Annotated in this window: 22 protein-coding genes and 1 pseudogene; 9 read left to right on the top strand and 14 right to left on the bottom strand. The window is 72.8% G+C overall.

Features of this window, described 5'->3' with window-relative positions:
• Nucleotides 1–49 precede the first annotated feature (49 nt).
• Nucleotides 50–2,830 (top strand): ATP-binding protein, encoded by a 2,781-nt coding sequence (locus C9F11_RS27985; protein WP_138961848.1) that lies wholly within the window; start codon nucleotides 50–52, stop codon nucleotides 2,828–2,830.
• A gap of 60 nt (nucleotides 2,831–2,890) precedes the next feature.
• Here C9F11_RS27985 and nucS read toward each other — a convergent pair whose 3' ends face one another.
• Nucleotides 2,891–3,562, bottom strand: a complete 672-nt coding sequence (gene nucS, locus C9F11_RS27990; RefSeq protein ID WP_138961849.1) for an endonuclease NucS — start codon at nucleotides 3,560–3,562, stop codon at nucleotides 2,891–2,893.
• Between the two features lie 255 nt (nucleotides 3,563–3,817).
• On the opposite strand from nucS, the gene C9F11_RS27995 reads away from it, so the two are divergent.
• A complete protein-coding gene (locus C9F11_RS27995) occupies nucleotides 3,818–4,210 on the top strand; it encodes an SCO5389 family protein (protein WP_030685118.1) in 393 nt (130 codons plus the stop codon).
• 184 nt (nucleotides 4,211–4,394) lie between these two features.
• Here the strand turns inward: C9F11_RS27995 and C9F11_RS28000 are convergent, their stop codons facing one another.
• Nucleotides 4,395–5,444 carry an LLM class flavin-dependent oxidoreductase gene (locus C9F11_RS28000; protein WP_138961850.1) on the bottom strand — a complete coding sequence of 350 codons (1,050 nt, stop codon included), beginning with the start codon at nucleotides 5,442–5,444 and terminating at the stop codon, nucleotides 4,395–4,397.
• Nucleotides 5,445–5,656: 212 nt separating this feature from the next.
• Here C9F11_RS28000 and C9F11_RS28005 point away from each other — a divergent pair.
• A pseudogene (locus C9F11_RS28005) lies at nucleotides 5,657–5,988 on the top strand (ATP/GTP-binding protein).
• A 214-nt stretch (nucleotides 5,989–6,202) separates the two neighbouring features.
• Here the strand turns inward: C9F11_RS28005 and C9F11_RS28010 are convergent.
• The 7 genes from C9F11_RS28010 to mce form a co-directional block, all read right to left on the bottom strand.
• Nucleotides 6,203–6,994: an ABC transporter permease gene (locus C9F11_RS28010; RefSeq protein WP_138967099.1), complete on the bottom strand. Its 792-nt coding sequence runs from the start codon at nucleotides 6,992–6,994 to the stop codon at nucleotides 6,203–6,205.
• A 227-nt stretch (nucleotides 6,995–7,221) separates the two neighbouring features.
• On the bottom strand, nucleotides 7,222–8,394 hold the full coding sequence (locus tag C9F11_RS28015; protein WP_138961851.1) for an ABC transporter ATP-binding protein: 1,173 nt from the start codon (nucleotides 8,392–8,394) through the stop codon (nucleotides 7,222–7,224).
• A gap of 1,028 nt (nucleotides 8,395–9,422) precedes the next feature.
• Complete coding sequence (locus C9F11_RS28020; RefSeq protein WP_138961852.1) at nucleotides 9,423–10,193, bottom strand: ABC transporter permease; 771 nt, start codon at nucleotides 10,191–10,193, stop codon at nucleotides 9,423–9,425.
• Between the two features lie 6 nt (nucleotides 10,194–10,199).
• On the bottom strand, nucleotides 10,200–11,177 hold the full coding sequence (locus tag C9F11_RS28025) for an ABC transporter ATP-binding protein (RefSeq protein WP_138961853.1): 978 nt from the start codon (nucleotides 11,175–11,177) through the stop codon (nucleotides 10,200–10,202).
• Between the two features lie 123 nt (nucleotides 11,178–11,300).
• Nucleotides 11,301–12,236, bottom strand: coding sequence for a cellulose-binding protein (locus tag C9F11_RS28030; protein ID WP_030688363.1), 936 nt, complete (start codon nucleotides 12,234–12,236; stop codon nucleotides 11,301–11,303).
• A 183-nt stretch (nucleotides 12,237–12,419) separates the two neighbouring features.
• Nucleotides 12,420–16,469, bottom strand: a complete 4,050-nt coding sequence (gene scy, locus C9F11_RS28035) for a polarized growth protein Scy (RefSeq protein WP_138961854.1) — start codon at nucleotides 16,467–16,469, stop codon at nucleotides 12,420–12,422.
• A 210-nt stretch (nucleotides 16,470–16,679) separates the two neighbouring features.
• Nucleotides 16,680–17,120, bottom strand: coding sequence for a methylmalonyl-CoA epimerase (gene mce, locus C9F11_RS28040; RefSeq protein ID WP_138961855.1), 441 nt, complete (start codon nucleotides 17,118–17,120; stop codon nucleotides 16,680–16,682).
• Nucleotides 17,121–17,268: 148 nt separating this feature from the next.
• Between mce and C9F11_RS28045 the strand changes: the two genes are divergently transcribed.
• Entirely contained in the window at nucleotides 17,269–18,471 is a 1,203-nt protein-coding gene (locus tag C9F11_RS28045; RefSeq protein ID WP_138961856.1) for an acetyl-CoA C-acetyltransferase, read from the top strand.
• 117 nt (nucleotides 18,472–18,588) lie between these two features.
• Complete coding sequence (gene meaB, locus C9F11_RS28050) at nucleotides 18,589–19,545, top strand: methylmalonyl Co-A mutase-associated GTPase MeaB (RefSeq protein WP_138961857.1); 957 nt, start codon at nucleotides 18,589–18,591, stop codon at nucleotides 19,543–19,545.
• A 157-nt stretch (nucleotides 19,546–19,702) separates the two neighbouring features.
• Here the strand turns inward: meaB and C9F11_RS28055 are convergent, their stop codons facing one another.
• On the bottom strand, nucleotides 19,703–20,407 hold the full coding sequence (locus tag C9F11_RS28055; protein WP_138961858.1) for a PepSY domain-containing protein: 705 nt from the start codon (nucleotides 20,405–20,407) through the stop codon (nucleotides 19,703–19,705).
• Nucleotides 20,408–20,545: 138 nt separating this feature from the next.
• Between C9F11_RS28055 and C9F11_RS28060 the strand changes: the two genes are divergently transcribed.
• Entirely contained in the window at nucleotides 20,546–21,220 is a 675-nt protein-coding gene (locus tag C9F11_RS28060; protein ID WP_138961859.1) for a response regulator transcription factor, read from the top strand.
• Complete coding sequence (locus C9F11_RS28065) at nucleotides 21,217–22,857, top strand: HAMP domain-containing sensor histidine kinase (protein WP_138961860.1); 1,641 nt, start codon at nucleotides 21,217–21,219, stop codon at nucleotides 22,855–22,857. The genes C9F11_RS28060 and C9F11_RS28065 overlap by 4 nt, the downstream gene beginning before the upstream one ends.
• A 50-nt stretch (nucleotides 22,858–22,907) precedes the next feature.
• Here C9F11_RS28065 and C9F11_RS28070 read toward each other — a convergent pair whose 3' ends face one another.
• From C9F11_RS28070 to C9F11_RS28085, 4 genes are all read right to left on the bottom strand, one after another.
• Nucleotides 22,908–23,384: a MarR family transcriptional regulator gene (locus C9F11_RS28070; protein ID WP_138961861.1), complete on the bottom strand. Its 477-nt coding sequence runs from the start codon at nucleotides 23,382–23,384 to the stop codon at nucleotides 22,908–22,910.
• 118 nt (nucleotides 23,385–23,502) lie between these two features.
• Nucleotides 23,503–24,330, bottom strand: a complete 828-nt coding sequence (locus C9F11_RS28075; protein WP_242723223.1) for an AIM24 family protein — start codon at nucleotides 24,328–24,330, stop codon at nucleotides 23,503–23,505.
• Nucleotides 24,327–24,977: an AIM24 family protein gene (locus C9F11_RS28080; protein ID WP_138961862.1), complete on the bottom strand. Its 651-nt coding sequence runs from the start codon at nucleotides 24,975–24,977 to the stop codon at nucleotides 24,327–24,329. Before C9F11_RS28080 ends, C9F11_RS28075 begins: the two co-directional genes overlap by 4 nt.
• Nucleotide 24,978: 1 nt before the next feature.
• Nucleotides 24,979–25,617, bottom strand: a complete 639-nt coding sequence (locus C9F11_RS28085; protein WP_138961863.1) for an AIM24 family protein — start codon at nucleotides 25,615–25,617, stop codon at nucleotides 24,979–24,981.
• 145 nt (nucleotides 25,618–25,762) lie between these two features.
• Between C9F11_RS28085 and C9F11_RS28090 the strand changes: the two genes are divergently transcribed.
• Together C9F11_RS28090 and C9F11_RS28095 are read left to right on the top strand one after the other, a co-directional pair.
• Nucleotides 25,763–26,107, top strand: coding sequence for a DUF3817 domain-containing protein (locus tag C9F11_RS28090; RefSeq protein ID WP_138961864.1), 345 nt, complete (start codon nucleotides 25,763–25,765; stop codon nucleotides 26,105–26,107).
• Nucleotides 26,104–26,400: an MTH1187 family thiamine-binding protein gene (locus tag C9F11_RS28095; RefSeq protein ID WP_138961865.1), complete on the top strand. Its 297-nt coding sequence runs from the start codon at nucleotides 26,104–26,106 to the stop codon at nucleotides 26,398–26,400. The genes C9F11_RS28090 and C9F11_RS28095 overlap by 4 nt, the downstream gene beginning before the upstream one ends.
• The last annotated feature ends 159 nt before the right edge of the window (nucleotides 26,401–26,559 follow it).

The raw sequence follows: 26,559 nt of genomic DNA on the forward strand, positions 1-26,559 counted from the left end.
CCAAGGCCGGAGGGGGCTTCGCACACGACGCATCTGGGGGGCTTGGACCATGGACCCGACGAACCGGGGACCGGAGGAGCACGGCCGCGACGACCGCACGGGCCGTGACGACCACGAGGGCCGCGACGGATACGAGGGCAGCGAGAGCTACGAGGGCCCTGACGGCTACGAGAGCCCTGACGGCTACGAGGGCCGCGACGGCTACGAAGGCCGTGACAGCTACGACGCCGACGGGCCCGAGGCCCGCGAGCGCGGCGCGGCGCGGGAGAACCACCCGCCGCGGCACGACGCGTCGACGGGCCCCGCGAGCGCGCACGGGCCCGGCACACCCGGCCTCGGCACTCCCGCACCCGCGCCCGTGCGCGCCGTCCAGCTCTTCTCCGGCGACTTCCTGCTCACCGTCAACCCCATAGACGGCAGCGAGATAGAACCCTGCCCGCCCGGCGAGCACCCCGACCGCCCCCGCAAGTACACCGCCGCCGAGCGCGCCGAACGCCGCGGGGCCGCCCTGCCGCCCGTGCCCGCGGGCCCCGTCAGGACCCGCCCCCCGCTCCTCGAACGCCAGGAGGAGCGCGAGCGCCTGGTGCGGCTGCTCGCCCGCGGCCGCTCCGTGCGCCTGACCGGACCCGCGGGCTCCGGACGCACCGCGCTGCTCGACGCCGTCGCCGAGGACTGCGCGGACCTCGCCCCCGACGGCGTGGTCCGCCTCTCCGGCTACCACCGGACGCCGACGGACCTCCTGTACGACCTGTGCGCCGCCGTCCACGACACCCGGCAGTACCGGCCCGACCGGGCCCTGCTCACCGAACTCGTCGGCGAGATAGGCGCCGTCGTGGTCCTCGACGACCTGGAGTTCGGCGGCACCGCGCTCGAAGAGCTCCTCGACGCCACCCCCGAGTGCGCCTTCCTCGTCGCCGCGACCCCCGACGTCGCCGCGCCCGCCCCCGAGTCGCACCTCGAAGAGGTCTTCCTCGGCGGCCTCGGCCGCGGCGCCGCCCTGGAGCTCCTGGAGCGCGCCGTCGGCCGCGTCCTCACCGACGACGAAGCCGACTGGGCGGGCGACCTGCGGTTCGAGTCCGAGGGCCTGCCGCTGCGCTTCGTGCAGGCCGGGGCCCTGCTGCGGCAGCGCGACCGGCTGCGCGCCGACCCCGCCGCCTTCCAGGACTTCGCCGCGTACGACGCCCCGTACGACGCCCCGTACGACGCCCCGTACGACACCCCCTACGACGCCCCGGACGCGGCGGCCCCCGGGGACGACGTGCCCCTGCCCTCGCTCGCCGACGCCGCCGCGCCCGCGGCCCTGCTCGCCTCCCGGCTCAGCCCGTCCGCGCGCGCCGCGCTGCGGTTCGCCGTCGCGCTCGGCGGGGAGCTGCCGCACCCGGCCCATCTGCCCGCGCTCGTCGGCGACACCCACGCCGACGCGGCGCTCGCCGAGCTCGTCGACTGCGCCCTCGTGACCCCGGCCGGCGGGCACTACCGGCTCGCCGCGGGAGTCCGCGTCCAGCTGGAGAGCGCCGGGTACGCCGACGCCGCCGCCGCGCACGCGCAGTCCGCCGCGCAGCACTACGCCTGGTGGTCCGGGCACCCCTCGGTCGCCGCCGAGCGCGTCGCCGCCGAGGCGGACACGGTGCTCGCGGCGCTCACCGCCCTCGTCACGGCCCGCGGCGGGGCGCCCGCCGCCCCGGGCGCCGTCGCCGACGAGCCGTCCGCCGCGGTGCTGCTCGCCCGCACCGCCGCGCCCGCCTTCGCCGCCGGGCTCAACTGGGGCGCCTGGGAGCGGGCCCTGCGCGCGGGCCAGGAGGCGTCCCGCACCGCCGGTGAGGTGGCCGAAGAGGCCTACTTCCACCACGAGTTGGGCATCCTCGCGCTCTGCGGCGGCCGGCTCGACCGGGCCCGCGCCGAACTGGAGGCCTCCATCGGCCTGCGCGGCGCCCTCGCCGACAAGCGCGGCATGATCGCGGGCCGCCGGGCCCTCGCCCTGGTCGCCGACCGCTCCGGCGGGGTGCTGCCCGGGGGCCGTACCGCGGCGGGCGAGGAGGTGCCGGACGCCCGGTCCGAGGAGTCCGCTTCGCCGCCCGGCGGGGTGCCCGCCGCCTACGGGCCGGCGGTTCCGTCCGTGCCGCCCGTGCCGACCGCCTCGCCCGACGAGGCGGAGACCGTGGTCACCCGGCAGGCCGCACCGGGGTCCGCGCCGGTTCACCGGTCCGCGCCCACCCGCCGCGCCATCCTGCGCGGCACGCGCCGCAACCTGGTCGCGGCCGGGGCGGGCGCCCTGCTCGTCGCCGTGCTGGGCACGGTGGTGACGCTCGGCGCGACCTCCGGCGACAACGACGGGCCGCACCACAAGGTCCGTACCGACCAGTCGGCGAGCGCGGACGACGACGGCGACGGCATCGGCGCCGACAAGCCGGGCGACGGCTCCTCGCAGCGCCCCGCCGACCCGGGCGGGGACGGCGTACCGGGCACCTCCGACGACCCGACGCCGCGCGGCGGCAGCGGTGCCCCGTCGCACACCGGCGGCGACGGCGACGGGACGAAGAGCCCCTCCGGGGAGCCCAGCGGCAAGCCGTCGGACCGGCCCACCGACCGGCCGACGACGCGGCCGCCCACGTCCAGGCCGCCGACCTCGCGCCCGCCGACGTCCCGGCCCCCGACGTCCAGGCCGCCGACCACGCAGCCCCCGACGTCGCAGCCGCCCACGTCCCAGCCCCCGACGGCACCGTCCTCGCCGAACACCTCGAACTCGGCGAGCGGCCCGGTGACGTCCTCGGCCCCGGCGAGCAGCTTCAGCTCGGCCTCGGACACGGCCCCGGGCCCGTCGACCGCCTGAGCGCGCACGTCAAGAGGGGCGGACCCGGCCGGGTCCGCCCCTCTTGACGTGCGGTGGGTGTCAGAAGAGCCGCAGCTTGTCGTCCTCGATGCCGCGCATCGCGTCGTAGTCGAGGACGGTGCAGCTGATGCCCCGGTCCGTGGCCAGGACGCGGGCCTGCGGCTTGATCTCCTGGGCGGCGAAGACGCCCTTGACCGGCGCGAGGTGCGGGTCGCGGTTCAACAGCTCCAGATAGCGGGTGAGTTGCTCCACGCCGTCGATCTCGCCGCGGCGCTTGATCTCGACGGCGACGGTCCCGCCGTCGGCGTCGCGGCACAGGATGTCGACGGGCCCGATCGCCGTCATGTACTCGCGGCGGATCAGCGAGTATCCCTCGCCGAGTGTCTCGATCCGATCGGCGAGCAGTTCCTGAAGGTGTGCTTCCACGCCGTCCTTGATGAGGCCGGGGTCCACGCCCAGTTCGTGCGTGGAGTCGTGCAGCACTTCCTCCATCGTGATGATGAGCTTCTCGCCCGCCTTGTTGGTGACGGTCCACAGATGGGACTCGTCGCCCGTGCCCTCCTTCAGGGTGCACGGCGGCGACATCCAGTTGAGGGGCTTGTAGGCCCGGTCGTCAGCGTGGATGGAGACGCTGCCGTCCGCCTTGACGAGGATCAGGCGGGGGGCCGACGGGAGGTGGGCGGTGAGCCGGCCCGCGTAGTCCACGGAGCAGCGGGCGATGACGAGACGCATGGTCGGCAACGCTACTCGACAGCGGGACGGTCCTGCGAATCGCGCGCCCCCTGGACCGCGCGGAGGCCGTGGGCCGCACCACTTGTCCGGCGATGGACCCGTTCGAACCTGGCCAGTTATCCGCCCAATCTCCTGGTGCCCTCCACGGGCGTTGCCTACCGTAGAAGCAGGAGGTCGCCACGCGTGCACGCTGCGTATGCGGACTCCTTCCCTGCCCGTAAGCCCCTGCTGCTCGGGGGTGCGAGAGGAGAACCCATGTCGCTCGACGTCTCACCGGCACTGTTGGAACAGGCCGAGCGAGGCGAGGTCGACGAAGCTGCCTTCGTCGACTGCGTCCGGACCTCCCTGCCTTACGCATGGGAGATGATCAGCTCCCTGGTGGCCCAGCTCAAGGTCGACGGCGGTGAGTTCGCCGACAACCAGACGCCGCCGCCGGACGAGCAGGCGCGCGGCCAGCTGCTGCGCGCGCTCGCGAGTGACGCGATCCGCGGCGCCCTGCAGCGCCACTTCGGGGTACGTCTGGCGTTCCAGAACTGCCACCGGGTGGCGGTGTTCCCCCTGGACGCCTCGGCGGACGACAGGCTGGCCAAGTTCACTTCGATCCGCGGTCAGCTGCTGAACCAGTCGCCCGAACTGCGGGACTGCTGAAGACTGTTGCTGCCGCTCCGTACGCGGGAGGTGTTTCAGTACCGGAGCGGCAGTACCTTTCGCTGGCGGGGGCGCCTTGAACCGTGGGGCCCTGGGGGGTTGGGCTGTTTTCTTCTTCTGCGGGTTGGTTCGGGCTGGGCGCGCAGTTCCCCGCGCCCCTTCGGGGCGCTCTCGTGCGGGGTGGTTACGGTAGCTGGGGGAGTACTTCCGCGCCCAGGCGGCGGATGTTCTCCTCTGTTGTGGTCAGTTCGCCCGAGCCCTCCACGAGGAGCGCGAAGCGGGTGATGCCCGTGCGTTCCGCGGTGGCGGTGATGCGGTCGACACACACTTGGGGCGTGCCCACCGGATGGATGGCACACAGCAGTTCCGTGTACGCGAGCGGGTCGCGCATGGCGCGGACCCGGCCGTCCACCGTGACATGGGCCTCAAGGCCCTGGCGCAGCCAGCCGGGCATCGCCTTCTTGAGGATCTCGGCGGCCTCCACGCGGTGGTCGGCGACCTGGACGACACCCGCCGAGACGTGGGCGGCGGCCGCGACCGCGTCCGGTGTGTGCCCGGCGGCACGCGCGTGCCGGTTCCACAGCGCCACCATTTCGGCCTTCTCCTCGTCGCCCACGTGCATGCCGAGCAGCATCGGCAGGCCGCGGGCCGCGGCGAGGCGGACGCTCGACGGCGAGGTGCAGGCCACGACGACCTCGGGGGCGCGCGGCGGGTCCGGCGCTCCGGCGGACGCGACGGCGCGCTGGAGCCGCGGGACCACGGCGACGTCACGGAAGTCGAAGCGGCCGCCGGGGCCGCCGACCCGCGGCTCGCCGCTCAGCCAGCGGAGCAGCAGGTCGAGCGACTCCGGGAACCCCTGCTCGTACGCGTCGAGCCCGGAGCCGAAGACTTCCAGGTCGACCCAGGGGCCGCCGCGCCCCACGCCGAGCGTGAAGCGGCCGCCGGTGGTGAGGTGCAGCAGTGCGGCCTGCTCGCCGAGCGCCACCGGATGGGCGGTGGGCAGCACGGTCACGGCGGTGCCGACGCGCAGGCGCCGGGTCCGGCCGAGAAGCAGGGCCGCGAGTGTGATCGCGGACGGACACGTGCCGTACGGCACGAAGTGGTGCTCGGCGAGCCAGACGCTGTCGAGGCCCGCCTCCTCGGCCATCTCGGCGGAGCGCACCGCGCGGTGCAGCGCCTCCCCATGGCCCTGGCCGGGGAACTGGGCGGCCAGCACAAAGCTTCCTAAGCGCATCGAACTTCCTGCCTCCTTGGCGCCGACGCGGGCACTCCCTCCTACCGGCAACAACGCGTGACACGTGCCAAGGGCACGGCTTGGCGGGCGGATTGGCAGATTTTCTACGTGCCCTCAGGGGGGTTCGCGGGGCTTGGTGAAGGACACGTACCCGGTCCCGCGGCGCGTAGGCTGGACGGACCAAGCCCCCTGCGCAACCCGTGAGGTGTCCCGTGTCGCCGCGTCGCAACCGCCCCAAGGGCGCCGGAGAGTCCACGCCGGGTCCGGACGCGGAGCCGTCCGGGCGTTACGGCGGTTTCGAGCACACCGAGGACTGGCAGGGCGAGGACTGGAGGGTGCGCAGGGTCGCGGGGCGAGCGCGGCGGGCAAGACGTACCGCTGCCCGGGCTGCGACCAGGAGATCCCGTCCGGCCTCGCGCACGTGGTCGCGTGGCCCGCCTACTCGGGCGTGGACGAGCGGCGGCACTGGCACACCGGGTGCTGGAGCGCGAAGGACCGGCGCGGGGTGAAGGAGCGCCGGTCGCGGAACGCGCCGCGGCGCTGAGGGCTCCGCGGTGCTGAGCGCGCCGCGGCGCTGAGCGTTCCGCGGTGCTGAGCGTTCCGCCGAAGGCGCCGCGACGGACGGGTGACCGTCCGTGGGCCCGACGCGGCCGAGCGTGTGCTTCCCCCGTCCGCCGGGCGGTTCCGGCCGTTCGTGGAAACGGCACGGCGCCCCGGCCGTGAGGGCCGGGGCGCCGTGCCGTGGACGCGGTTACGGATCAGACGTCGCGCTTCTCCAGGAGGGCGAAGGCGCCCGCGAGCGCGCCCGCCGTGACGACGACGAGCAGCAGCAGCTGCCCGCCGCCACCGCCGTCGAGGCTGGAGTCGATCTTGAAGATCTCGGCGAGCGAGCTGATGGCGTTGTACTCCTCCATCTTCTCGCCCAGCTTCTCGGTGCTCGACCAGATGCCGAGGAACGCCGGCATGATCGCGGGGACGAGCACCAGGCCGAGCATCGTGGTGATCGCACCGGCGGAGTGGCGCAGCATCGAGCCGACGGCGAGCGCGAGCACACCGAGCAGCGAGACGTACAGGCCGCCCTTGAAGACCGTGTCCATCCACGAGACCTCGCCGACGCCCGGACCGCTGTGCGCGCCCGAGGCCACCAGGCCCACGAAGAAGATCGAGCCCGCCGAGACGACGAAGGCGAGCACGAAGAAGACCAGGGCCTTCGCCGCGAGGACCCGGGAGCGCTGCGGCGACGCGGTGAACGTCGTACGGATCATGCCCGTGCCGTACTCGGACGAGGTGACCAGGACGCCCAGCGTGATCAGGCAGATCTGGCCGAGGATCAGGCCGAAGAACGCCGGGATGGTGAACGGCACGTCCACGTAGTCGGCGTCGTCCGTCTGCGCGACCGCGAGCAGACCGATGCCGATGACCAGGAGCAGGAAGACGCCGAGCGTCCACATCGTGGAGCGGACCGACTTGATCTTCGTCCACTCCGAGGTGAGGGCGTGGCCGAGGTTGGTCTTCTTGATCGGGATCGGCGAGGTGTACGCGTTGTTCATCGCCTGCTGCCAGGCGGAGGGCGGCGCGGGCACGGCGGGGGCCGGGGCCATCGGCGTCATGCCGGGCGGCGGGGCGCCGTGCGGCGGCTGCGGTGCGGTCGCGACGGCCACGGGCTGCGGGGCCGGGGCCTGCGGCGCGGGGGCCTGCGGTACGGCCGGGGCCTGCTGCGGGGCCGGGGGCTGCTGGGGCGGCTGCGCCTGCGGCTGCTGCGGAGTCTCAGGCGTGGTCATCGGGCTTCCTCGCTGTCGCGCTTGGTCATCTCGGGGGAGGCGGGGGCCTGCGGGGCGGCGTACGGGTTCGGCTGCGCGCCCACGGGTGCGGGCGGTACGCCAGGCGCGCCCTGCGGCATCGCGAAGGGCTGGCCGCCCTGCTGGGGCGGCGGCGGGGCGTACCAGCCCGGCTGGCCCTGCCCCGGCACCGGCATCGGCGGCTGCGGCTGCGCGCCGGGCGGCAGCTGCTCCTGGAGGCCCGCGCGCTGGTCGATCGTCGAGCGGTAGTCCACGGCGCCCTGCGTCATGCGCATGTACGCCTCCTCCAGGGAGGCCTGGTGCGGCGACAGCTCCCACAGGCGGACGTCCGCCTGGTGCGCGAGGTCGCTGATGCGGGGCAGCGGCAGACCCGTGACGCGCAGCGCGCCGTCGGGCTCGGGCAGCACCTGGCCGCCGGCCTCGGTGAGCGCGCCGGACAGCTTCTCGCGCTGCTGCGGGTCGGTGTCCGGGGTGCGGACCCGGGCGAAGTCGGCGGAGTTCGCCGAGATGAAGTCCGTGACGCTCATGTCGGCGAGCAGCTGGCCGCGGCCGATCACGATGAGGTGCTCGGCGGTCAGCGCCATCTCGCTCATCAGGTGCGAGGAGACGAAGACCGTACGGCCCTCGGCGGCGAGCGACTTCATCAGGTTGCGCACCCAGAGGATGCCCTCGGGGTCGAGGCCGTTGACCGGCTCGTCGAAGAGCAGCACCTGCGGGTCGCCGAGCAGCGCGGCGGCGATGCCCAGGCGCTGGCCCATGCCGAGCGAGAAGCCCTTGGAGCGCTTCCTGGCCACGTCCTGCAGGCCGACGACGCCGAGCACCTCGTCCACGCGGCGGGCCGGGATGCCCGAGAGCTGCGCGAGGCAGAGCAGGTGGTTGCGGGCGTGCCGGCCGCCGTGCACCGCCTTCGCGTCGAGGAGGGCGCCGACCTGGCGGGGCGCGTTCGGCAGCTTGCGGTACGGGTAGCCGCCGATCGTCACCTGCCCTGCCGAGGGGGCGTCGAGGCCGAGGATCATGCGCATCGTCGTCGACTTGCCGGAGCCGTTCGGGCCCAGGAAGCCGGTCACGGTGCCGGGCCGCACCTGGAAGGAAAGGTTGTACACGGCTGTCTTGGCGCCGTAGCGCTTCGTCAGGCCGACTGCCTCGATCATTCTCCGCACCCATCGAATGGTTCAGGACGTCGGGGCACACGCCCCCGTAAGGGTTAGGAGGATATCTGTGGACTGACGGTTCCGGCCAAGAGCGAGTAAAACGACGGCGGTGTGCGGCACGCCATCCCGGGCCTCTCGGTCGCCCCCTGCCTCCACCGGGGCGGCTCCTCCCTTCGAGGCGGCTTCTCCCGCTGCGGGGGGAGGGGGGCTTCTCCAGCGGTGGCTTCTCCCACCCACCCACCCACCCGTCACGGCCTCGGCGGCCCGGCCCGGCCCCGACCTGGCGGCTCACCCGCCGTCGTCGGCTTGCCCGCCGCTATCGCGGCGATTTTCCCGCCCGCCCACCCGTGTCACCCCGGTGACCTGGTCTGGCCCCGACCTGGCGGCTTGCCCGCCGTCGTCGGCTGTTCCGCCGCTATCGCGGCGGTTTCTCCCGCCCGCCCACCCGTGTCACTCCGGCGACTTGGTCTGGCCCTGGCCTGGCGGCTTGCCCGCCGTGGTTGGCTGTTCCGCCGCTATCGCGGCGGTTTCTCCCGCCCGCGACCCGTCTCCGCCTCAGCGGCCTGGTCGGGCCCGGCCTGATGGCCCGGCGGTCTGCCCGTTCCTGTCCGGATACGTGGCCCAGCTCTGACCCTCGCTGCCCTGGCGCCCTGCCCCGGCGCTCTGCGGGGGTGAGCGGGCGGGACACCAAGCCCGTCCGGCGTTTGAGGACGAGCGCGGAGCGCGATGGGGGCGGGTGGGTGGGAGCAGGCCCGGGCTCGGGAGGGGGAGTGACGGCAGGCCCTGGGTCGCGAGACCCGTGGGGAGGCCGGCGGAGGTGCCCTGCCAGGGCAGCCCCCCGCCAGGGCAGCCCTCGTCACGGAAGCCCGCCCGTCAGGGAAGCCCGCCCGTCAGGGAAGCCCGCCCGTCAGGGAAGCCCGCCCGTCAGGGAAGCCCCCGCCGGGGAAGCCCCCCGCCAGGGAAGCCCCCGCGGCCAGCGAGGCCCAGCCGGTGAAGGCCCCCGGGCCAGGGAAAGGCCCCGCGTCAGGTCACGCGTCCCGTCTCTTGAGGAGGGCGTAGCCGCTCAGGAGGGCCGCCGCCGTCCACGCGAGCATGATGGCGAGGCCGCCCCACGGCCCGTAGGGGGTGTCGTCGTCGAAGGGGGACTTGACCTGCATGATCTTGCTGCCGGCCTGGTCGGGCAGGAACCGCCCGACCTTCTTCGTGGCGGACACGTTGCCGAGGATGCTGGAGATCAGGAAGAAGAAGGGCATCAGGATGCCGAGGGACAGCATCGGGCTGCGCAGCATGGCGGCCACGCCCATGGAGAACATCGCGATGAGCGTCATATAGAGGCCACCGCCGATGACGGCGCGCAGCACCCCGGGATCACCCAGGTGGGCCCGGTGCTCGCCGAGCATCGCCTGGCCGGTGAAGAAGGCGAGGAAACTGGTGGCGATGCCGACGACGAAGGCGAGCAGCGCCGCCACCGCGACCTTGCTGAAGAGGAACGTGGCGCGCTGCGGGACGGCCGCGAGCGAGGTGCGGATCATGCCGGTGCTGTACTCGTTGGAGACCACGAGGACACCGAAGACGATCATTGCGAGCTGGCCGAGCGACATCCCGGCGAAGCTGATGAAGGTCGGGTCGAAGGTGAGCTTGTCGTCGCGGCTGAGGTTGTCGTAGTCGTTCTTGGACAGGGCGCTGATGAGCATGCCGAGGGCGATCGTGACGACGACCGAGAGGCTCAGCGTCCACACGGTCGACGCCACCGAACGGATCTTGGTCCACTCGGACCTCAGGACCTGCGTCGCTGCCATGCGGGGTCACTCTCCCTTCGGGCGCGGCTGCCAGCCCTCGCCCCAGCCGGGGCCGCCGGGCGCCGGGGCCCCCTGGTGGTCGGCGTGCGCGTGGTACTCCACCGACTCGGCGGTGAGCTGCATGAAGGCCTCCTCCAACGAGGCCTGCTGGGGGCTGAGTTCATGGAGTACGAGGTGGTGCTGGGCGGCCAGTTCGCCGAGCTGCTCGGAGCTCGCGCCGTCCACTTCGAGGGTGCCGTTGCCCGCCTCGACGGTCGTGACCCCGGCCTCGTGCAGCACGTCCAGGAGGCGTTCGCGCTGCGGTGAGCGCAGCCGTACGTACGACCGGGAGTTGTCGCGGATGAAGTCCGCCATCGAGGTGTCGGCGAGGAGGCGGCCCTGGCCGATGACCACCAGGTGCTCGGCGGTGAGCGCCATCTCGCTCATCAGGTGCGAGGAGACGAAGACCGTACGGCCCTGGGCGGCGAGGGACTTCATCAGGTTCCGGATCCAGTGGATGCCCTCGGGGTCGAGGCCGTTGACCGGCTCGTCGAACATCAGGATCTCGGGGTCGCCGAGCAGCGCGCCCGCGATGCCGAGCCGCTGGCCCATGCCGAGCGAGAAGCCCTTGGCCTTCTTCCTGGCCACGGCCGTGAGGCCCACGGTGTCCAGGACCTCGTGCACGCGCGAGCGCGGGATGCCGTTGGACTGCGCCAGACACAGCAGGTGGTTGAAGGCGCTGCGACCGCCGTGCATGGCCTTGGCGTCCAGGAGCGCGCCGATGTAGGTGAGCGGGTCCTTCAGCTGCGCGTAGTGCTTGCCGTCGATGCGTACGTCGCCCGCGGTGGGGTTGTCGAGGCCCAGCATCATCCGCATGGTCGTGGACTTGCCCGCGCCGTTCGGCCCGAGGAAGCCCGTGACGAGACCCGGTCTGACGGTGAAGGTGAGGCTGTCGACCGCCACCTTCTCGCCGTACCGCTTGGTCAGCCCTTCGAGCTCGATCACGCCGCCACCTCGATCACGCACGGAACCCGATCACGTCGACACGCTAAAACGGGACGGAGCCCCCTGCCACTCGAGGTGGCAGGGGGCTCCATCGCGTTCACCCCGTGGTTGCTCTTATCCGCGTCAGCGGCTCTGCTGTGCCGGAACCCCCCGCGAGATCGGCTCGTCCTCGGTGGGCGTGCTCGCCGCGGCCACGGCGGCACCGGTGAGCGTCGCGAGCATCTCGCGGACGTTCGTCAGCTGGGCGTTGATGGAGTCGCGGCGGTTGGTCAGCGCCGCGAGCTCGCGCTCGGACTCGCTGCGGATGCGGTCCGCCTTGGCGTTCGCGTCCGCGACGATGTCCTCGGCCTGGCGCTGCGCGGTCTCCACCGTCTGGCGGGCGCGGCGCTCCGCGTCGGTGCGCAGCTTCTCGGCCTCCAGGCGCAGCTGCTCCGCGCGGTGCTCGATCTCCGCGAGGCGCTTCTCGGCCTTGGCCTGGCGCGAGGCCAGGTCGCGCTCGGACTGGTCGCGCCGCTTGGCGAGGTTCGTCTCGAAGTCGGCGGCCGCCTGGGCGGCCTTGGCGCGGGTCTCCTCGAAGAGGGCGTCCGCCTCCTCGCGCTTGGACTGCGCGTCCTTCTGCGCCTCGGCACGCAGCGCGTTCGCCTCGCCCTTGGCCTTCTCGACGATGCGGACGCCCTCGTCCTCGGCCTTCGCCTTGCGCTCGGCGGCGAACGACTCGGCGTCGTTACGCACCTGCTGGGCGGCCGACTCGGCCAGCTCGCGGTGCTGTTCGGCCGCGCGCCGGGCCTCCTCGCGCAGGTCCTTCGCCTCTTCCTCGGCGAGGCGCAGGATCTTCTCGACGCGGGCCCCGAGCCCGGCGTACGACGGCTCGGCGTCGGCGACCTGGGCCTGGGCGTTCTGCGTTTCGAGGTGGAGTTCCTCGATGCGCTTTTCCAGAGCAGTGATTCGGGTGAGAGCGGAGTCTCGGTCGGAGACGAGCTTGGAGATACGTTCGTCCACCTGAGCGCGGTCGTACCCACGCCGCACAAGCTCGAAGCCGTAGGGGGAAGTGTCGCTCATGGGGTTCCTGTCGAATGAGACCGGGTGAGGTGATAGAGGGAATCCTAGGGGGCGTTGCGGCGTGTCATCGAGCGTATGCCCGTTTGATCTGGAGAATGACACCCCTTTTGAGTGGCTAACCGGCAGAGCGCTTGCCAGCGACAGGGCCGAAGGTCCCGGCCCAGCACGGAAAGGCCTCCGTGGCTAGCCCTCTGACTGCTTGCCACCCGAACGTGTAGCCCCCGCTGCGGCCCCCGCCTTGACGCCCGCGTCCTTGCCGCCGCCCTGTGGGGCCTCAAACGATTCCAACGCCTCGAGCACGTCCTGGACACGGGAGATCTCCGCATTGATGTCCGCGCGACGCCGGACGAGGACCTCCAGTTCGCGCTTGCCCTCGTCGACCGTGCGCTCGGCCTCGGCCCGCGCCTCGGCGTGGATCCGCTCGCCCTCGCGCACCAGCTCGGCCTTCTTCTGCTCGGCCTCCTTCAGCAGCCCCTCGGCCTTCTTCACCGCCGCGATACGCACCTTGCTCGCCTCGGAGTTGGCGTCCGACATCAGCTCCTCGGACTTCGCCTTCGCCTCGGCCAGCTGCTCCTCGGCGGCCTTCACCAGGGCGTCGCAGCGCTCGCCCGCCGACTTCATGGCCTCGGCCGACTCGCGCCGGGCCCGCTCGTGCAGCTCCTCGATCTCCGTCGTGACGCGGCTGCGGTGCTCCTCGGAGCGCTCCCTTATCGCGGTGGCGTCCCGGCGCGCGCCGACGAGCAGCTCGTCGGCGTCCGTACGCGACTTCTCCACCAGCGTGTTGCCCTCGACCGTGGCCTCGGCGACGATCCGCTCGGCCTCCTTGCGGGCCGCGCCGACCATCGCGTCCGCCTGCGTCTCGGCGTCCGTCGTCGCCTTGAGCGCCTTCTCCTGGGCGTCCGCGGTCAGCTTCTCGGCCTCGGCCGCGGCCTCGGTGATGAGCGTGTCGACCTGCTCCGCGGCTTCCGTACGCCGCTTGTTGGCGGCCTGGCGCGCCTCGTCCAGGGTGCGCTCGGCCTCCGCGCGCGCCTCGCTCAGCGTCCGCTCGGCCTCGGCCTGCGCCTCCTGCTTGACGCGCTCCGACTCCGTGCGGATCCGCTCGGCGTGCTGCTGCGCGGAGCCGACGGTCTCGGCCGCCTCGGCGCGCAGCCGCTCGGCGTCGCCGGTCGCGTCCGAGATCAGTCGCTCGGCCGCGGCCACCGCCTCGGCGCGCACCCGCTCCGCCTCGGCGGCCGTCTCCGTGGTGAGGCGTTCGGCTTCGGTGATCGCCTCGGTGCGCACCCGCTCGGCCTCGGCGGCGGTCTCGGTGGTGAGGCGCTCGGCCGCGGCGACGGACTCCGCGCGCACGCGCTCGGCTTCGGCGGCCGTCTCCGTGGTGAGGCGTTCGGCTTCGGTGATCGCCTCGGTGCGCACCCGCTCGGCCTCGGCGGCCGTCTCGGTGGTGAGGCGCTCGGCCTCGCTGCGGGCCTCGCCGATCAGCGTGTCCGCCTGGTTCGCGGCGTCACCGCGGATGCGGTTGGCGTCCTCGCGGGCGTCGGCGCGGGTGCGGGCGGCGTCCTGGTCGGCCTGCGCGATGGTGTCCGAGGCCTCCGTGCGCACCCGCTGGGCGTGCTCGGCGGCGTCGGAGCGCATCCGGTCGGCCTCGGCGATCGCCTCCGCGACGGTGTGCTCGGCGAGCGCCTTGGCGGCCTCCGCCGCCTCGGCGGACTCCCGCCGCGTACGGCTCGCGTCCTCACCGGCGCGCTCCCGCTCGGCGTACGCGTCGGCGCGGACGCGGTCCGCCTCCTCCTGCGCCTCGGTACGGGTGCGCTCCGCCGCGTGCTCGGCGGCCGAGCGCAGGCCCGTGATCTCCTCCTGGGCCTGCTCGTGCAGACCGGCCACGGAGTCCCGTACGGACTGGGCCTGCTGCTCGGCGGCGGACACCAGCTCCGTGGCGCGCGCCTCGGCCTCCTCGGCCAGGCGGTGCGCCTCGGCGTCGGCCTCCTCCACGCGCTTGCGCGCCGCGGCGAGCAGCTCCTCGCTCTGCTCGCGGGCCCGCTCCCGCTCCTGGTCGGCCTCCGCACGCGCGTTGCCGAGCGTCTCCTCGGCCTCGCGGCGGCGCCGGGCCGCCTCCTCCTGCGCGGCCGCGAGCGCCTCGGCGGCCTCGGTCGCGACGCGCTCGGCGGCGGCCGCCGCCTCCGCGCGCACCCGGTCCGCGGTCTCCTGCGCCTCCGTCCTGAGGCGCTCCGCCTCGGCGGCGGCCTCGGAGCGCAGGCGCACCGCGATGGCCTCGCCCTCGGCGCGCGCCTGCGAGGCGTCCGCCGCGGCCTCGTCGCGCAGCCGCTCGGCCTCGGCCTCGGCCTGCGACTGGAGGGTGCGGACGCGCTCGGCGGCCTCCGTGCGCTGCCGCTCGGTCTCCTCGGCGGCCTCGCGCCGCATCAGCTCGGCGTCCGCGCGCGCCTCGGTCAGCGTCCGCTCGGCCGCGGTGAGCTTGTCGTCGGCCTCCGTCCGCAGCCGGGTCAGCTCCGCCTCGGCCTCGGCCGTGCGGGCCGCGACGGCGCGCTCGGCCTCCTCGCGCAGCTCCCGCGCGACCGCCTCCGCCTCGGCCTTGACGGCCTCGGCCTGTTCGTCGACCTCCGTGCGGTGCCGCTCGGCCTCCGCGCGGGTGCGCTCCAGGGTCTCCTCGGCCTGCTGGCGCAGGGACGTGGCGCGCTCGACGGCCTCGGAGCGGACCCGCTCGGCCTCGGCGGTCGCGGACTGGCGGGCCTCGGCGGCGTCCGCCTTGGCCTTGGTCAGCAGCTCCTCGGCGGACCGGGCCGCCTCCTCGATCTGCTGGACGGCCTCGCGCCGCGCCTCGCCGCGGATCTTCTCGCCCTCGGCGACCGCGTCGGCCCGCAGCTGCTCGGCCTCGCCGCGCAGCCGGCGCGCCTCCTCCTGGAGCTCGACGGTCTTGGCGCGGTACTCCTTGGTGTCGTCCTTCGCCGCGCCCTTGAGCTGCTCGGCGATGTCGTGCGCCTCGCTGCGCAGCCGGTCCGCCTCGGCCTCGGCCTCGGCGCGGACCCGCTCGGCCTCCTCGGCGGCGGCGCGCGTGGTCGCGGTCGCCTCCTCGGAGGCCTTGGTCAGGACCTCCTCGGCGGTCCGCGCGGCCTTCGCGATCTCGGACGCGGTCTCCTCGGCGGTGATCGAGCGGGCCTTCTCGGCGGCCTCCGCGACCAGCTTCTCGGCCTCGGCGGCGGCGTCCGCCAGCTTCTGCTCGGCCTCCGCCTTGGCGGCCTCGGCCTCCTTCGTGGCCTCGCCGACGAGGCGGGCGACCTGCTCCTTGGCCGTCCGCGTGCGCTGCTCGCCCGCGGCCTCGGCGGCGGCGAGCTGCTTGGCCGCGGCCTCCTTGGCCCCGGCGACGAGCTTGTCGGACTCGGCGCGCGCCGCGCGCAGGGCGGCCTCGGCGTCAGCCATGCGCTGCTCGGCGGCCCGGCTCAGCTCGGTGGCCTGGCGGCGCGCCTGGTCGGACTCGGCGGCGGTGGACGAGCGCAGCGCCTCCGCGTGGTCGGCGGCCTCCTGGGCCTGCGCCGACGCGGCGTTCAGCAGGCGCTCGGCGTCGGTACGGGCCCGGCGCAGGAGCGCTTCGGCCTCCGCGCGGGCGCTCTCGGCGTCCGCGGCGAGGCGCTGCCGGCCCGCCTCGGCGAGCCGCTCGGTCTCGGCGCGGGCGGCGGCGAGCGCCTGCTCGGCCTCGGCGCGGGACTCGTCGAGCAGCCGGCGGGCCTGCTGCTCGCTGCGGGCGCGCAGCTGCTCGGCCCACGCCACGTTCTCGTTGACGTGGGACTCGACGGTCTGGCGGCGTTCGTTCAGCTCCTGGTCGAGCTGCTGGCGCCGGGAGACGGCCTCCGTGTGCAGCTCGGCCTGGAGCCGGGCCTGCTGCTCGGCGTGCTCCTGGAGGATGCGCTGCGTCTGGGCGCGGGCCTCGCGCAGCTCGCGCTCGGCGTCGGCGCGCAGCTGCTCGGCCTGGATCTGGGCGTTCCGCAGCAGCTGCTCGGCCTGATAGCCCATGTCCGCGCTGTCGTAGGCAGGGCGGGACGCGAGGTTGCGGCGCGCCTCGTGCAGCTTGGCGCGCAACACCTCGACCTGGTAGCCGAGGTCCTCGGCGTGCTGGACGGCCTTCTCCCGGTCGGTCTTCAGCCGGTCCATCTCGGCTTCGAACCGTGAGAGATGGTCGGCCTCAGCCGGTCGTCGGCTGTCCTGGCTCTCGTAGCCCCGCACTGCGCGGTCCCATCCGTCCCCTGGTCGCAAGTCTTAGACGTACGAGCCTCGCCCGTCCCGCGAACGAGGCCCCCGGGGAATGGTGTCAGATCAACAGCGGAGCTCGGGCTGCTGCCCCGACGCTCGTCCCCCGAAACCCGGACCCCGGCAAGCGACCGCCCATGGTTCGGACGGCCGCCACTAACCCTACCGGCCCCGAGTAACGGGAGGTCAGTGCTCCGGCTGTTCGGCGGGCGCGGACGTGACGAGTTCGGTGAGGACGCCGTGGCAGTCCTTGGGGTGCAGGAAAGTGATGCGCGACCCCATCGAACCGATGCGCGGCTGCTCGTACAGAACGCGCACGCCCTTGTCGCGGATGGCCTCCGAGTCGCCGTCGACGTCGGCGGTGCCGAAGGCGATGTGGTGCACGCCCTCGCCGTTCTTGGCCAGCCACTTGCCGACCGCCGAGTCCTCCCGGATCGGCTCCAGGAGCTGGAGGTAGGAGGCGCCGCCGTCCGAGGTCTCGTTGATCTTCAGCATGGCCTCGCGCACCCCCTGTTCCTCGTTGACCTCGGTGTGGAACACCTCGAAGCCGTACGTCGCGCGATAGAACTCGACCGTCGCGTCGAGGTCCTTGCAGGCGATCCCGATGTGATCAATTCGCGTCAGCATGGTTCAAGTGCAGCGCCTGCGGCCGTGATTACGCAACGTGCGCGCGATCACACTCGCCTCCCGGTGACGGGCGCCGTACCGCTCAGTACATTCGAGTAAACCCTCGTTCACATCTCCTCAGCTCGCCAGCTGGAAGGGGCCGTGCCACATGTCTGGAACGACCGGAACCACCTCAGTGATCGTCGCGGGCGCGCGCACGCCCATGGGGCGACTGCTCGGCTCACTCAAGTCCTTCACCGGCGCCGACCTGGGCGGATTCGCGATCAAGGCGGCCCTCGACCGAGCGGGCATCGGCGGCGACCAGGTGCAGTACGTGATCATGGGGCAGGTGCTTCAGGCCGGGGCGGGGCAGATCCCGGCGCGCCAGGCCGCGGTCAAGGCGGGCATCCCGATGAGCGTCCCCGCACTCACCGTGAACAAGGTGTGCCTCTCCGGTCTCGACGCCATCGCGCTCGCGGACCAGCTGATCCGCGCCGGTGAGTTCGACGTCGTGGTCGCGGGCGGCCAGGAGTCGATGACCAACGCCCCGCACCTGCTCCCCAAGTCGCGCGAGGGCCACAAGTACGGCGCGATCGAGATGCTCGACGCGATGGCGTACGACGGCCTCACCGACCCCTTCGAGTCCATCGCCATGGGCGAGTCGACCGAGAAGCACAACACCCGTCTCGGCATCCGGCGCCCCGAGCAGGACGAGATCGGCGCCCTGTCGCACCAGCGCGCGGCCGCCGCCCAGAAGAACGGCGTGTTCGACGCCGAGATCACGCCCGTCGAGGTGCCGCAGCGCAAGGGCGACCCGGTGCTCGTCGCCAAGGACGAGGGCATCCGGGCCGAGACCACCGTCGAGACGCTCGGCAAGCTGCGCCCCGCCTTCGGCAGGGACGGCACGATCACGGCGGGCACCGCCTCGCAGATCTCGGACGGCGCCGCGGCCGTCGTCGTCATGAGCAAGGCCAAGGCCGAGGAGCTCGGCCTCGCGTGGATCGCCGAGATCGGGGCACACGGCAACGTGGCCGGGCCGGACAACTCCCTGCAGTCCCAGCCGTCCAACGCGATCCTGCACGCCCTGAAGAAGGAGGGCCTGGGCGTCGACGACCTCGACCTCATCGAGATCAACGAGGCGTTCGCGGCCGTCGCGGTCCAGTCAATGAAGGACCTCGGGGTGTCCACGGAAAAGGTGAACGTCAACGGCGGCGCCATTGCCCTGGGTCACCCGATCGGGATGTCCGGCGCGCGGCTCGTCCTGCACCTGGCCCTGGAGCTCAAGCGGCGCGGCGGCGGGGTCGGCGCGGCCGCGCTGTGCGGCGGCGGCGGGCAGGGCGACGCGCTCATCCTGAAGGTCTCCAAGAGCTGAGGCCCCGGCGCCCTCCTCCGGGATCCCTTCGCATCCCCTTCGCTTCTCTTCGCATCCCTTCGCATCCCCTTCGTGTCTTCGGAGACGTCGGAGACGTACGTACGGAACGGAGCCGCAATGCAAGACGTCCCCTCCCTGGTGGCGCAGGCCCGCGAGGGCAGGCCACGGGCCGTGGCCCGGCTGATCTCGCTGGTGGAGGGGGCGTCGCCGCAGCTGCGCGAAGTGATGGCGGCCCTCGCGCCGCTGGCCGGGCACGCGTACGTCGTGGGCCTGACCGGGTCGCCGGGCGTCGGCAAGTCCACGTCGACCTCCGCGCTGGTGAGCGCGTACCGGCGGGCCGGGAAGCGGGTGGGGGTCCTCGCCGTCGACCCCTCGTCGCCGTTCTCCGGCGGCGCGCTGCTCGGCGACCGCGTCCGCATGTCGGAGCACGCGTCCGACCCCGGCGTCTACATCCGCTCCATGGCGACCCGGGGGCATCTGGGCGGGCTCGCCTGGGCCGCGCCGCAGGCGATCCGGGTGCTCGACGCCGCGGGCTGCGACGTGGTCCTCGTCGAGACGGTCGGCGTCGGCCAGTCCGAGGTCGAGATCGCCTCGCAGGCCGACACCTCCGTGGTCCTCCTCGCGCCCGGGATGGGCGACGGCATCCAGGCCGCGAAGGCCGGGATCCTGGAGATCGGCGACGTGTACGTGGTCAACAAGGCCGACCGCGACGGCGCGGACGCGACCGCGCGCGAGCTCAACCACATGCTGGGGCTCGGGGAGGCGCGCACCCCCGGGGACTGGCGGCCGCCCATCGTCAAGACCGTCGCCGCGCGCGGCGAGGGGACCGACGAGGTCGTCGAGGCGCTGGAGAAGCACCGGGCGTGGATGGAGGAGCGGGGGGTCCTCACCGCGCGGCGGGTCACGCGGGCGGCCCGGGAGATCGAGACGATCGCCGTCACGGCGCTGCGGGAGCGGATCTCCGACCTGCACGGGGACGTGCGGCTCGGGGCGCTCGCCGAGCGGATCGTCGCGGGCGAGCTGGACCCGTACGCGGCGGCGGACTCCCTGGTGGAGGGCCTGACGGCGGGCTAGGCCCGCGGCCGGGCTCCTGCCTGCGCGGTCGCTCGGCACCGGGGGCCGCGCCCACCCGTCCCGCCCCGCGGGACGACCGCCCACAGCGCGGGGAGAGAGAAACCCCGCCGCGGGGGACGGCGGGGTGGTGTGTGAGGCGTAGGGCTCTGTGCCGGGGTCAGTCGTCCAGGGGGCCGGGGGTGACCTCGGCGGAGCTGAGGTTCACGAGCCAGTGGGTCTCGGCGCCCTTGGCGGACACCGTCTCCACCTCCCAGACACCCTTGCCGCCCGCCTCGTCCTCGAGGTCGACCGACGTCACCGTGCCCTTCTCCGCGGCGGCCTTCGCCGCGTCGGCCGCGGAGACCGAGGAGCCCTTCAGCGCGGCCCCGGCCTCGGCCGCGTCCTCGGCGTCGTTCTCGGTGTGGGAGCCGAGCACGTTGCCCGTACCGGGGTCGACGTGCACGCTGTGCCAGGTCGAGCCGTCCTTGCCGAGGACGTCGACGTCCCAGACCAGGCCGCCGTCGTCGGAGTCCAGCTCGGCGGAGACGGCGGTGCCGCTCGCGGACCTGAGCGCGGCGGCGATCGCGTCGGCGGCGCTCACCTCGGCGGCCTTGGCCTCGGCGGCGTCCCTGGCGTCCTCGCCCCGGTCGTCCCTGTCACCCCGGTCGTCCCGGTCGTCGTCATCACGGTCGTCGTCGTATCGGTCGTCGCCCCGGACCTCCGTGCCCCGCGCCCCGCCGTCGTCCTTCAGCTGGACGCTCGACTTCCGCGCCGACGAGGCCGAGGAGCTCTCACCGTCGCCGCTGAGCGCGAAGGTCGTGGCCGTCCCGCCCCCGATGAGTGCGGCGGCCGCGACGGTGGCGATGACGATGTTGCGCTTCATGAGGGTTTCCTCCCGAGTGGCTGGCCCCGCCGTACCGGGGCCGTCCGTTCCGATGGGAAACACGCTGCCTGAACGTTCCTGAAGCCCCCCTGAAGACACCTGAAGATTTCTTCAGCCGGGCTCCGGCATCCTGAGGGCATGCGTCTGTTGATCGTCGAGGACGAGAAGCGTCTGGCCCTGTCCCTGGCCAGGGGCCTGACCGCCGAGGGCTACGCCGTCGACGTCGTCCACGACGGCGTCGACGGTCTGCACCGCGCCACGGAGGGCACGTACGACCTGGTCATCCTGGACATCATGCTGCCCGGCATGAACGGCTACCGGGTCTGCTCCACCCTGCGCGCCGCGGGCAACGACGTACCGATCCTGATGCTGACCGCCAAGGACGGCGAGTACGACGAGGCCGAGGGCCTGGACACGGGCGCCGACGACTACCTCACCAAGCCCTTCAGCTACGTGGTCCTGGTCGCCCGCGTGAAGGCGCTGCTGCGCCGCCGCGCCGCGGCCCCGTCGCCGGTGCACCGGATCGGCGAGCTGCGGATCGACACGGCCGCGCGCCGCGTCGTCCGCGAGGGGGACGCCGGGGGCACCGAGGTCGCCCTGACGGCGAAGGAGTTCGCGGTCCTGGAGCAGCTGCTGCTGCGCGCGGGCCAGGTGGTGTCCAAGGCGGAGATCCTGGAGCACGTCTGGGACTTCGCGTACGAGGGCGATCCGAACATCGTCGAGGTGTACGTGAGCACGCTGCGCCGCAAGCTGGGCGCACCGCTGATCAAGACGGTCCGCGGCGCCGGCTACCGCTTGGAGGCCCCGCGATGAGCCGCCGCTTCCGCCGCTTCCGCCCCTTCGCCTCGGTGCGCGCCCGCGCGACCGCGGCGGCCACGGTCGTCGTGGCCCTCGCCCTGGTCGCCGCGGGCGCCGCCGTGCTGCTCGCGATCCGGTCCGGCCTCGTCGAGCAGGCCGACGCGCAGGCCGGGTCCGCCGCCCGGAAGGTGGCGACCGAGTTGGCCATCGGCACCCCGTACGACAAGCTCGACCTGTCCGACGACGACCATCCCGTACGGGTCCTGAACGAGGACGGCCGGGTCGTCGCGCACACCGAGGAACTGGAGCGGCTGTTCGGCGAGCGCGTCAGGGACGTGCGCCCCGAGCGGAAGGCCCCTTCCACCCCGCCCGCCTCCGAGCCGTCGGAGTCGTCCGAGGACTCCGAGGACTCCGACGACTCCGATGCCTCGGACGACTCGGACGACGCCGCGGAGGAGAAGGAGGACAAGGAAGAGGCCGCCGAGGACGGCGCGGAGAAGGCGGACGGCTCCGATGACTCCGACGACGGGTCCGACGACGGGTCCGACGACGACTCCCTCAAGCCCGGTGAGATCGACGACGAGACCCGGATCACCGAGCGCTCCGCGACCGTCGACGGCGACACGGAGGAGTACCGATTCGCCGCCGTCCGCGTGAACACGGACTCGAAGGGTGAGCTGACCGTCGACGCGGGTGCCCCGTTGACCGCCGAACGGAGCGCCGTCACCACCGCGCTGACCGCGATGTTGATCGGCTTCCCCGTGCTCCTGGCCGTGATCGCGGCCGTGACCTGGCTGGTCACGCGCCGCGCGCTGCGGCCGGTCGACGCGATCCGCGGGGAGATGGCCGCCATCACCGCGTCCGAGGACCTGGCGCGGCGGGTGCCCGAGCCGGACACGCACGACGAGATCGCGCGCCTGGCCCGCACCACCAACGAGACGCTCGCCGCCCTCCAGGCCTCCGTGGAGCGGCAGCGCCGCTTCGTCGCCGACGCCTCGCACGAGCTGCGCAGCCCCATCGCCTCACTGCGCACCCAGCTCGAAGTGGGCGCCGCACACCCGGAGTTGCTGGACGTGGCGGGCGCCGTCGAGGACACCGTGCGGCTTCAGGAGCTGGCCGCCGACCTGCTGCTGCTCGCCCGTCTGGACGCCGGGGAGAAGCCGGGGCAGGGCCGGGTGGAGCTCGCGGCCCTGGCCCGTGAGGAGCTGTCGCAGCGCCCGGCGGACCGCGTTCCGGTCGCGACGGCGCTGGAGAGCGCCGAAGTGGCCGGATCTCGTGGGCAGTTGTCCCGCGTCCTCGGCAATCTGGTGACCAACGCCCAGCGGCACGCCCGGTCGCGGATCACCGTCACCACCCGGACCGAAGGGGACTGGGCGGTCCTGGAGGTGGCCGACGACGGGAACGGGGTGCCGGCGGCGGAGCGCGAGCGGATCTTCGAGCGGTTCGTGCGTCTGGATGACGCGCGGAGCCGGGACGAGGGCGGTGCGGGCCTGGGGCTCGCCATCGCCCGCGACGTGGCCGCGCGGCACGGCGGCACGCTCACGGTCGACGAGGCCCCTGGGGGCGGCGCCCGGTTCGTCCTGAGGCTGCCGCAAGTGCGCCCCGAAGGGGCGCGGGGAACTGCGCGCTCAGCCAAGGACCACCGGCACTGAGCGACACACGAGCCAAGCCCCCCTGGAACCGCCGAGGCACAGCGGCAGCGTCACGGCTTGCCGCGCAGACCGCGCAGGTGCTCCGCGATCGGTGTCAGCGCCTTGTGCAGGTCGCCGAGGGCCTCCGGCGAGATGAGGTCGACGAAGTGCTGGCGCACGGACGACACGTGGTGCGGTGCGACGCGCTTCATCGTCTCCATGCCCTCGTCGGTGAGCACGGTGAACAGGCCGCGCCGGTCGGACTCGCAGTTCTCGCGCCGGACCAGGCCCGCGTTCTCCATGCGCGTGATCTGGTGCGACAGGCGGCTCTTGGACTGCAGAGTGGCGGTCGCGAGGTCGCTCATGCGCATGCGCAGGTCTTCGGACTCGGAGAGATGTACGAGGATGTCGTAGTCGTTCATGGTCAGGTTGAACGGCTGGAGATCCTTCTCCAGCTGGTACGTCAGCATCCTGTTGACCTCCACGTGGGTGCGCCAGGCGCACTGTTCCTCGTTGGTCAGCCACTGCGGGGCCGTCTCGGTCTCCATGGAATCGATTCTACCTAAGAAGTTGAATGATGAACGAGTGAAGGGGTGTGACACGGCTCGCACCCCCCGGGAGACCGAGGGGCACAGGCGTTCGCCGTCACACTCCGCAGACTACCGCTCACAGGCCGAAGCGACGCTGGAGGCTGCCTAGTTGTCCGGGAAGGCGCGGTCCGAGCGGCTGCTGTCCACGTTGGCCATGTTGCCCGCCCTGGCCGGAGGAGCCGTGTCCGCCCGAGCCGCCGCCGGTGCCCGCCGCGCCCGGCACCCCGGCCTGCTGCGGAAGCGCGCCGGTGTCCACCCCGTCCATCAGGGACTCCGAGGACTGGAGCAGGACCGTGCCCGCGCCCACGAACTCGAACTGGTGCTCCTCGCCCGATGTGCCGCCGATGCCGGTCAGTGCGCGCAGGCCGCCGAGCACCCCCGTCATGTACCCGTGGTCGTAGTGGTGGCAGGGGGACGGGCAGTCCGCCCAGCCGACGAGGGCCTGCGGATCCACGCGGATCGGCGGCTCCATGAACACCACGGGGCCACTGGAGACCGCCACGAACTTGCCCGTGCCGATCAGGGTCAGAAAGCCCGGGACGATGGACTGCTTCAGCGAGAGACTTGGCTGAAAAGCGAGGAGGTTCCCCGCGCGGATCGTCAGGTTGCCGTCCTCGAGGTCGTACGAGTTCGCGTCGAAGGCGCGGTCGGCGAGCAGCATCTTGCCCTCGCCCTCGGCCACCACCCAGTCGCTCGCGTGCAGCGGGGAGTGGAAGGACGTGCGCAGGAGGCGGTCGAGGCGGCCGTGGCCGATGCCGTTGAAATCGATGCGCCCGTAGTAGGCGATCATCTTGCCCTTCTGCAGGAACCACTGGCTGCCGCGCAGTTCCACACAGAAGGTGTACGCGTTGACGTTGTCGTCGCTCGGTAGCGTCGCCGGGTCGAAGATCACGGGCGTGCTCACAGCTTCTCCTCCGAACCTTGGACGTACACCACGCCGTTGCCGCTGAGCTCCAGCTGGAACGCCTCGCCGGAGCCGCGGCCCACCATGTCGCGCCAACTGAGCGCCGTGGACAGCTTGTTGCGTACGTCACCGTGGTGCGCCACATAGGACTGCGGGTCCACGTGGACCGGGCGCTGGGGGGTGATGGGCAGCTCGACGACGCCGCCGTGGGCCATCACGGCGACCGCGCCCTGGCCCTTGAGGGACGTGGTGAACAGGCCCTGGCCCGAGATCTGGCCGCGCACCATGCCCATCACGCCGCCCTGCGAGCCGAGGAACACGGTGCCCTGCTGGAGGGTGCCGTCGAAGGCGAGCAGGCGGTCCGACTCCACGTACAGCGTGTCGCCGGTCAGGGTGATCACGTGGATGTGATGGCCGCCGTGCCCGAACATGACCGTGCCGCTGCCCTCGACGGTCATCAGCGGGACGTCCTCGTCGGCGAGGCGGCGCCCGATCATGGACATCAGGCCGCCCTGGCCGCCGGTGAGGTTCGGGGTGAAGGAGACGTCTCCCTTGTAGGCGAGCATCGCGCCGCGCTGGCTGAACAGCTTCACGCCCGGCTGCACGGTCGCCTCGACCATCTTCGGAGTGACTTCACGGAACGGCATGTCACACGTCTCCCGCGATCGTTTCGCGCTCGCTGGGCTGGACGTACACCAGGCCCTCGCCCTCGAAGCGGATTTGGAAGGCCTCGCCGCCGCCCTCGCCGAACAGATGGCGGAAGGTGACGCCGGACTGGAAGCTCTGCTTGAGATTGCCCTGGTGCGCCACGTAGGCGCCCGGGTCGACATGGAGCGGGTACTGCTTCGTCACGCGCAGGACGACCGCCGGGCCGTCCGAGATGATCGCCGCCTGGCCGGTGCCCTCCACGGTCGTCGTGAAGACGCCGTTCCCCTGGCTGGCGCCGCGCAGGCCCGTGAACGTGGTGCCGGTGCGCAGGCCCGCGTCCGTGCACAGCAGATTGCTGGCCTCCACGTACAGCTTCTCGCCCTGGAGGCCGACCAGGCTGATCTCCGCCGCGCGGTCGGCGAACCAGCACGTGCCGTGGCCCTTCACCTCCATCACCGTCATCTGCTCATTGGTCAGACGCCGGGTGACCATGCCTCGGATGCCCTCGCCGCCCCCCGTCAGTTTCTTGAAGTTCATCGTGCCGTCATAGGCGACCATCGAACCGTTCTTCGCCTTGACCGAGTCGCCTGTCATGTCGACGGCGAGCACTCTGCTGCCCTGCACTCGGAACGTAGCCACGACAGCGAAGGTATCCGCAGCGCGGTGCGCGGCGACAGGGCTTCCGACCCTGAACGCACCCCGGTAGATCCCTGATGCCACAATGGGGGGCGCTTGTGCATCCGTTCACAAGATCGACGCCGACCCCCGCCCCCGAAGGTGACTCGTGGACATCAACACCGCTTCCGCACTCCGCCGCCTCCGTCTGGTCTCCGTTCCGGAGGCCGTGTCCTTCCTCCTCCTGATCGTCTGCTCGGTGCTCAAGCGCACCACGGAGTTCAACGCCGTGCCGGCGATGGGCATGATCCACGGCGTGCTCTTCGTGCTCTACGTGCTGTTCTGGGCCGACGCCTGGAACCGCACCAAGTGGAGCCTGAAGACGGCCGCCCTGTACTTCGTCCTCTCCGTCCTGCCGACGGGAGGCTTCTTCGCCGACCGCAAGCTCAAGCGTGAGGCCGAGGCCGCGGTCATCGCCTCGCGCGCCCGCCGCGAGGGGGTCGTGAACGCGTGATCGTCGCCTTCTCCGTGACGCCGCTCGGCGTCGGCGAGGACGTGGGGGAGTACGTCGCCGACGCCGTCCGCGTGGTGCGCGAGTCGGGCCTGCCGAACCGCACCGACGCGATGTTCACCTCCGTCGAGGGGGAGTGGGACGAGGTGATGGACGTGGTCAAGCGCGCCGTCGCCGCGGTCGAGGCCCGTGCTCCCCGCGTCTCCCTCGTCCTCAAGGCCGACGTCCGCCCCGGCGTGACGGACGGCCTGACCTCCAAGGTCGAGACCGTGGAACGGCATCTGTCCCAGGGCTGACAGCCAGGCCCACGCGCCCGCTTCCGAAAGGCCCCCGCCGAGCATCGGCGGGGGCCTTTCGCTGTCCTCAACCGTCACCCGTCCGTCGCCCCGTCCCTCACCCCGAAGGAGTTGAGCGACCGCTCAAATCCCTGCTACGTTGCGACAGCCGCAGTTGAG

This window comes from Streptomyces sp. YIM 121038, from assembly GCF_006088715.1.
GTDB lineage: Bacteria > Actinomycetota > Actinomycetes > Streptomycetales > Streptomycetaceae > Streptomyces.

Bases quoted from the DNA above. Each gene is read 5' to 3' on its own strand.
- C9F11_RS28020 (WP_138961852.1), bottom strand. From the start codon at position 10,193: ATGGCAGCGACGCAGGTCCTGAGGTCCGAGTGGACCAAGATCCGTTCG.
- C9F11_RS28010 (WP_138967099.1), bottom strand. From the start codon at position 6,994: ATGAACAACGCGTACACCTCGCCGATCCCGATCAAGAAGACCAACCTC.
- C9F11_RS28030 (WP_030688363.1), bottom strand. From the start codon at position 12,236: ATGAGCGACACTTCCCCCTACGGCTTCGAGCTTGTGCGGCGTGGGTAC.
- C9F11_RS28060 (WP_138961859.1), top strand. From the start codon at position 20,546: ATGCGTCTGTTGATCGTCGAGGACGAGAAGCGTCTGGCCCTGTCCCTG.
- nucS (WP_138961849.1), bottom strand. From the start codon at position 3,562: ATGCGTCTCGTCATCGCCCGCTGCTCCGTGGACTACGCGGGCCGGCTC.
- C9F11_RS27995 (WP_030685118.1), top strand. From the start codon at position 3,818: ATGTCGCTCGACGTCTCACCGGCACTGTTGGAACAGGCCGAGCGAGGC.
- mce (WP_138961855.1), bottom strand. From the start codon at position 17,120: ATGCTGACGCGAATTGATCACATCGGGATCGCCTGCAAGGACCTCGAC.
- C9F11_RS28045 (WP_138961856.1), top strand. From the start codon at position 17,269: ATGTCTGGAACGACCGGAACCACCTCAGTGATCGTCGCGGGCGCGCGC.
- C9F11_RS28015 (WP_138961851.1), bottom strand. From the start codon at position 8,394: ATGATCGAGGCAGTCGGCCTGACGAAGCGCTACGGCGCCAAGACAGCC.
- C9F11_RS27985 (WP_138961848.1), top strand. From the start codon at position 50: ATGGACCCGACGAACCGGGGACCGGAGGAGCACGGCCGCGACGACCGC.
- C9F11_RS28000 (WP_138961850.1), bottom strand. From the start codon at position 5,444: ATGCGCTTAGGAAGCTTTGTGCTGGCCGCCCAGTTCCCCGGCCAGGGC.
- meaB (WP_138961857.1), top strand. From the start codon at position 18,589: ATGCAAGACGTCCCCTCCCTGGTGGCGCAGGCCCGCGAGGGCAGGCCA.
- C9F11_RS28070 (WP_138961861.1), bottom strand. From the start codon at position 23,384: ATGGAGACCGAGACGGCCCCGCAGTGGCTGACCAACGAGGAACAGTGC.
- C9F11_RS28055 (WP_138961858.1), bottom strand. From the start codon at position 20,407: ATGAAGCGCAACATCGTCATCGCCACCGTCGCGGCCGCCGCACTCATC.
- C9F11_RS28065 (WP_138961860.1), top strand. From the start codon at position 21,217: ATGAGCCGCCGCTTCCGCCGCTTCCGCCCCTTCGCCTCGGTGCGCGCC.
- C9F11_RS28080 (WP_138961862.1), bottom strand. From the start codon at position 24,977: ATGCCGTTCCGTGAAGTCACTCCGAAGATGGTCGAGGCGACCGTGCAG.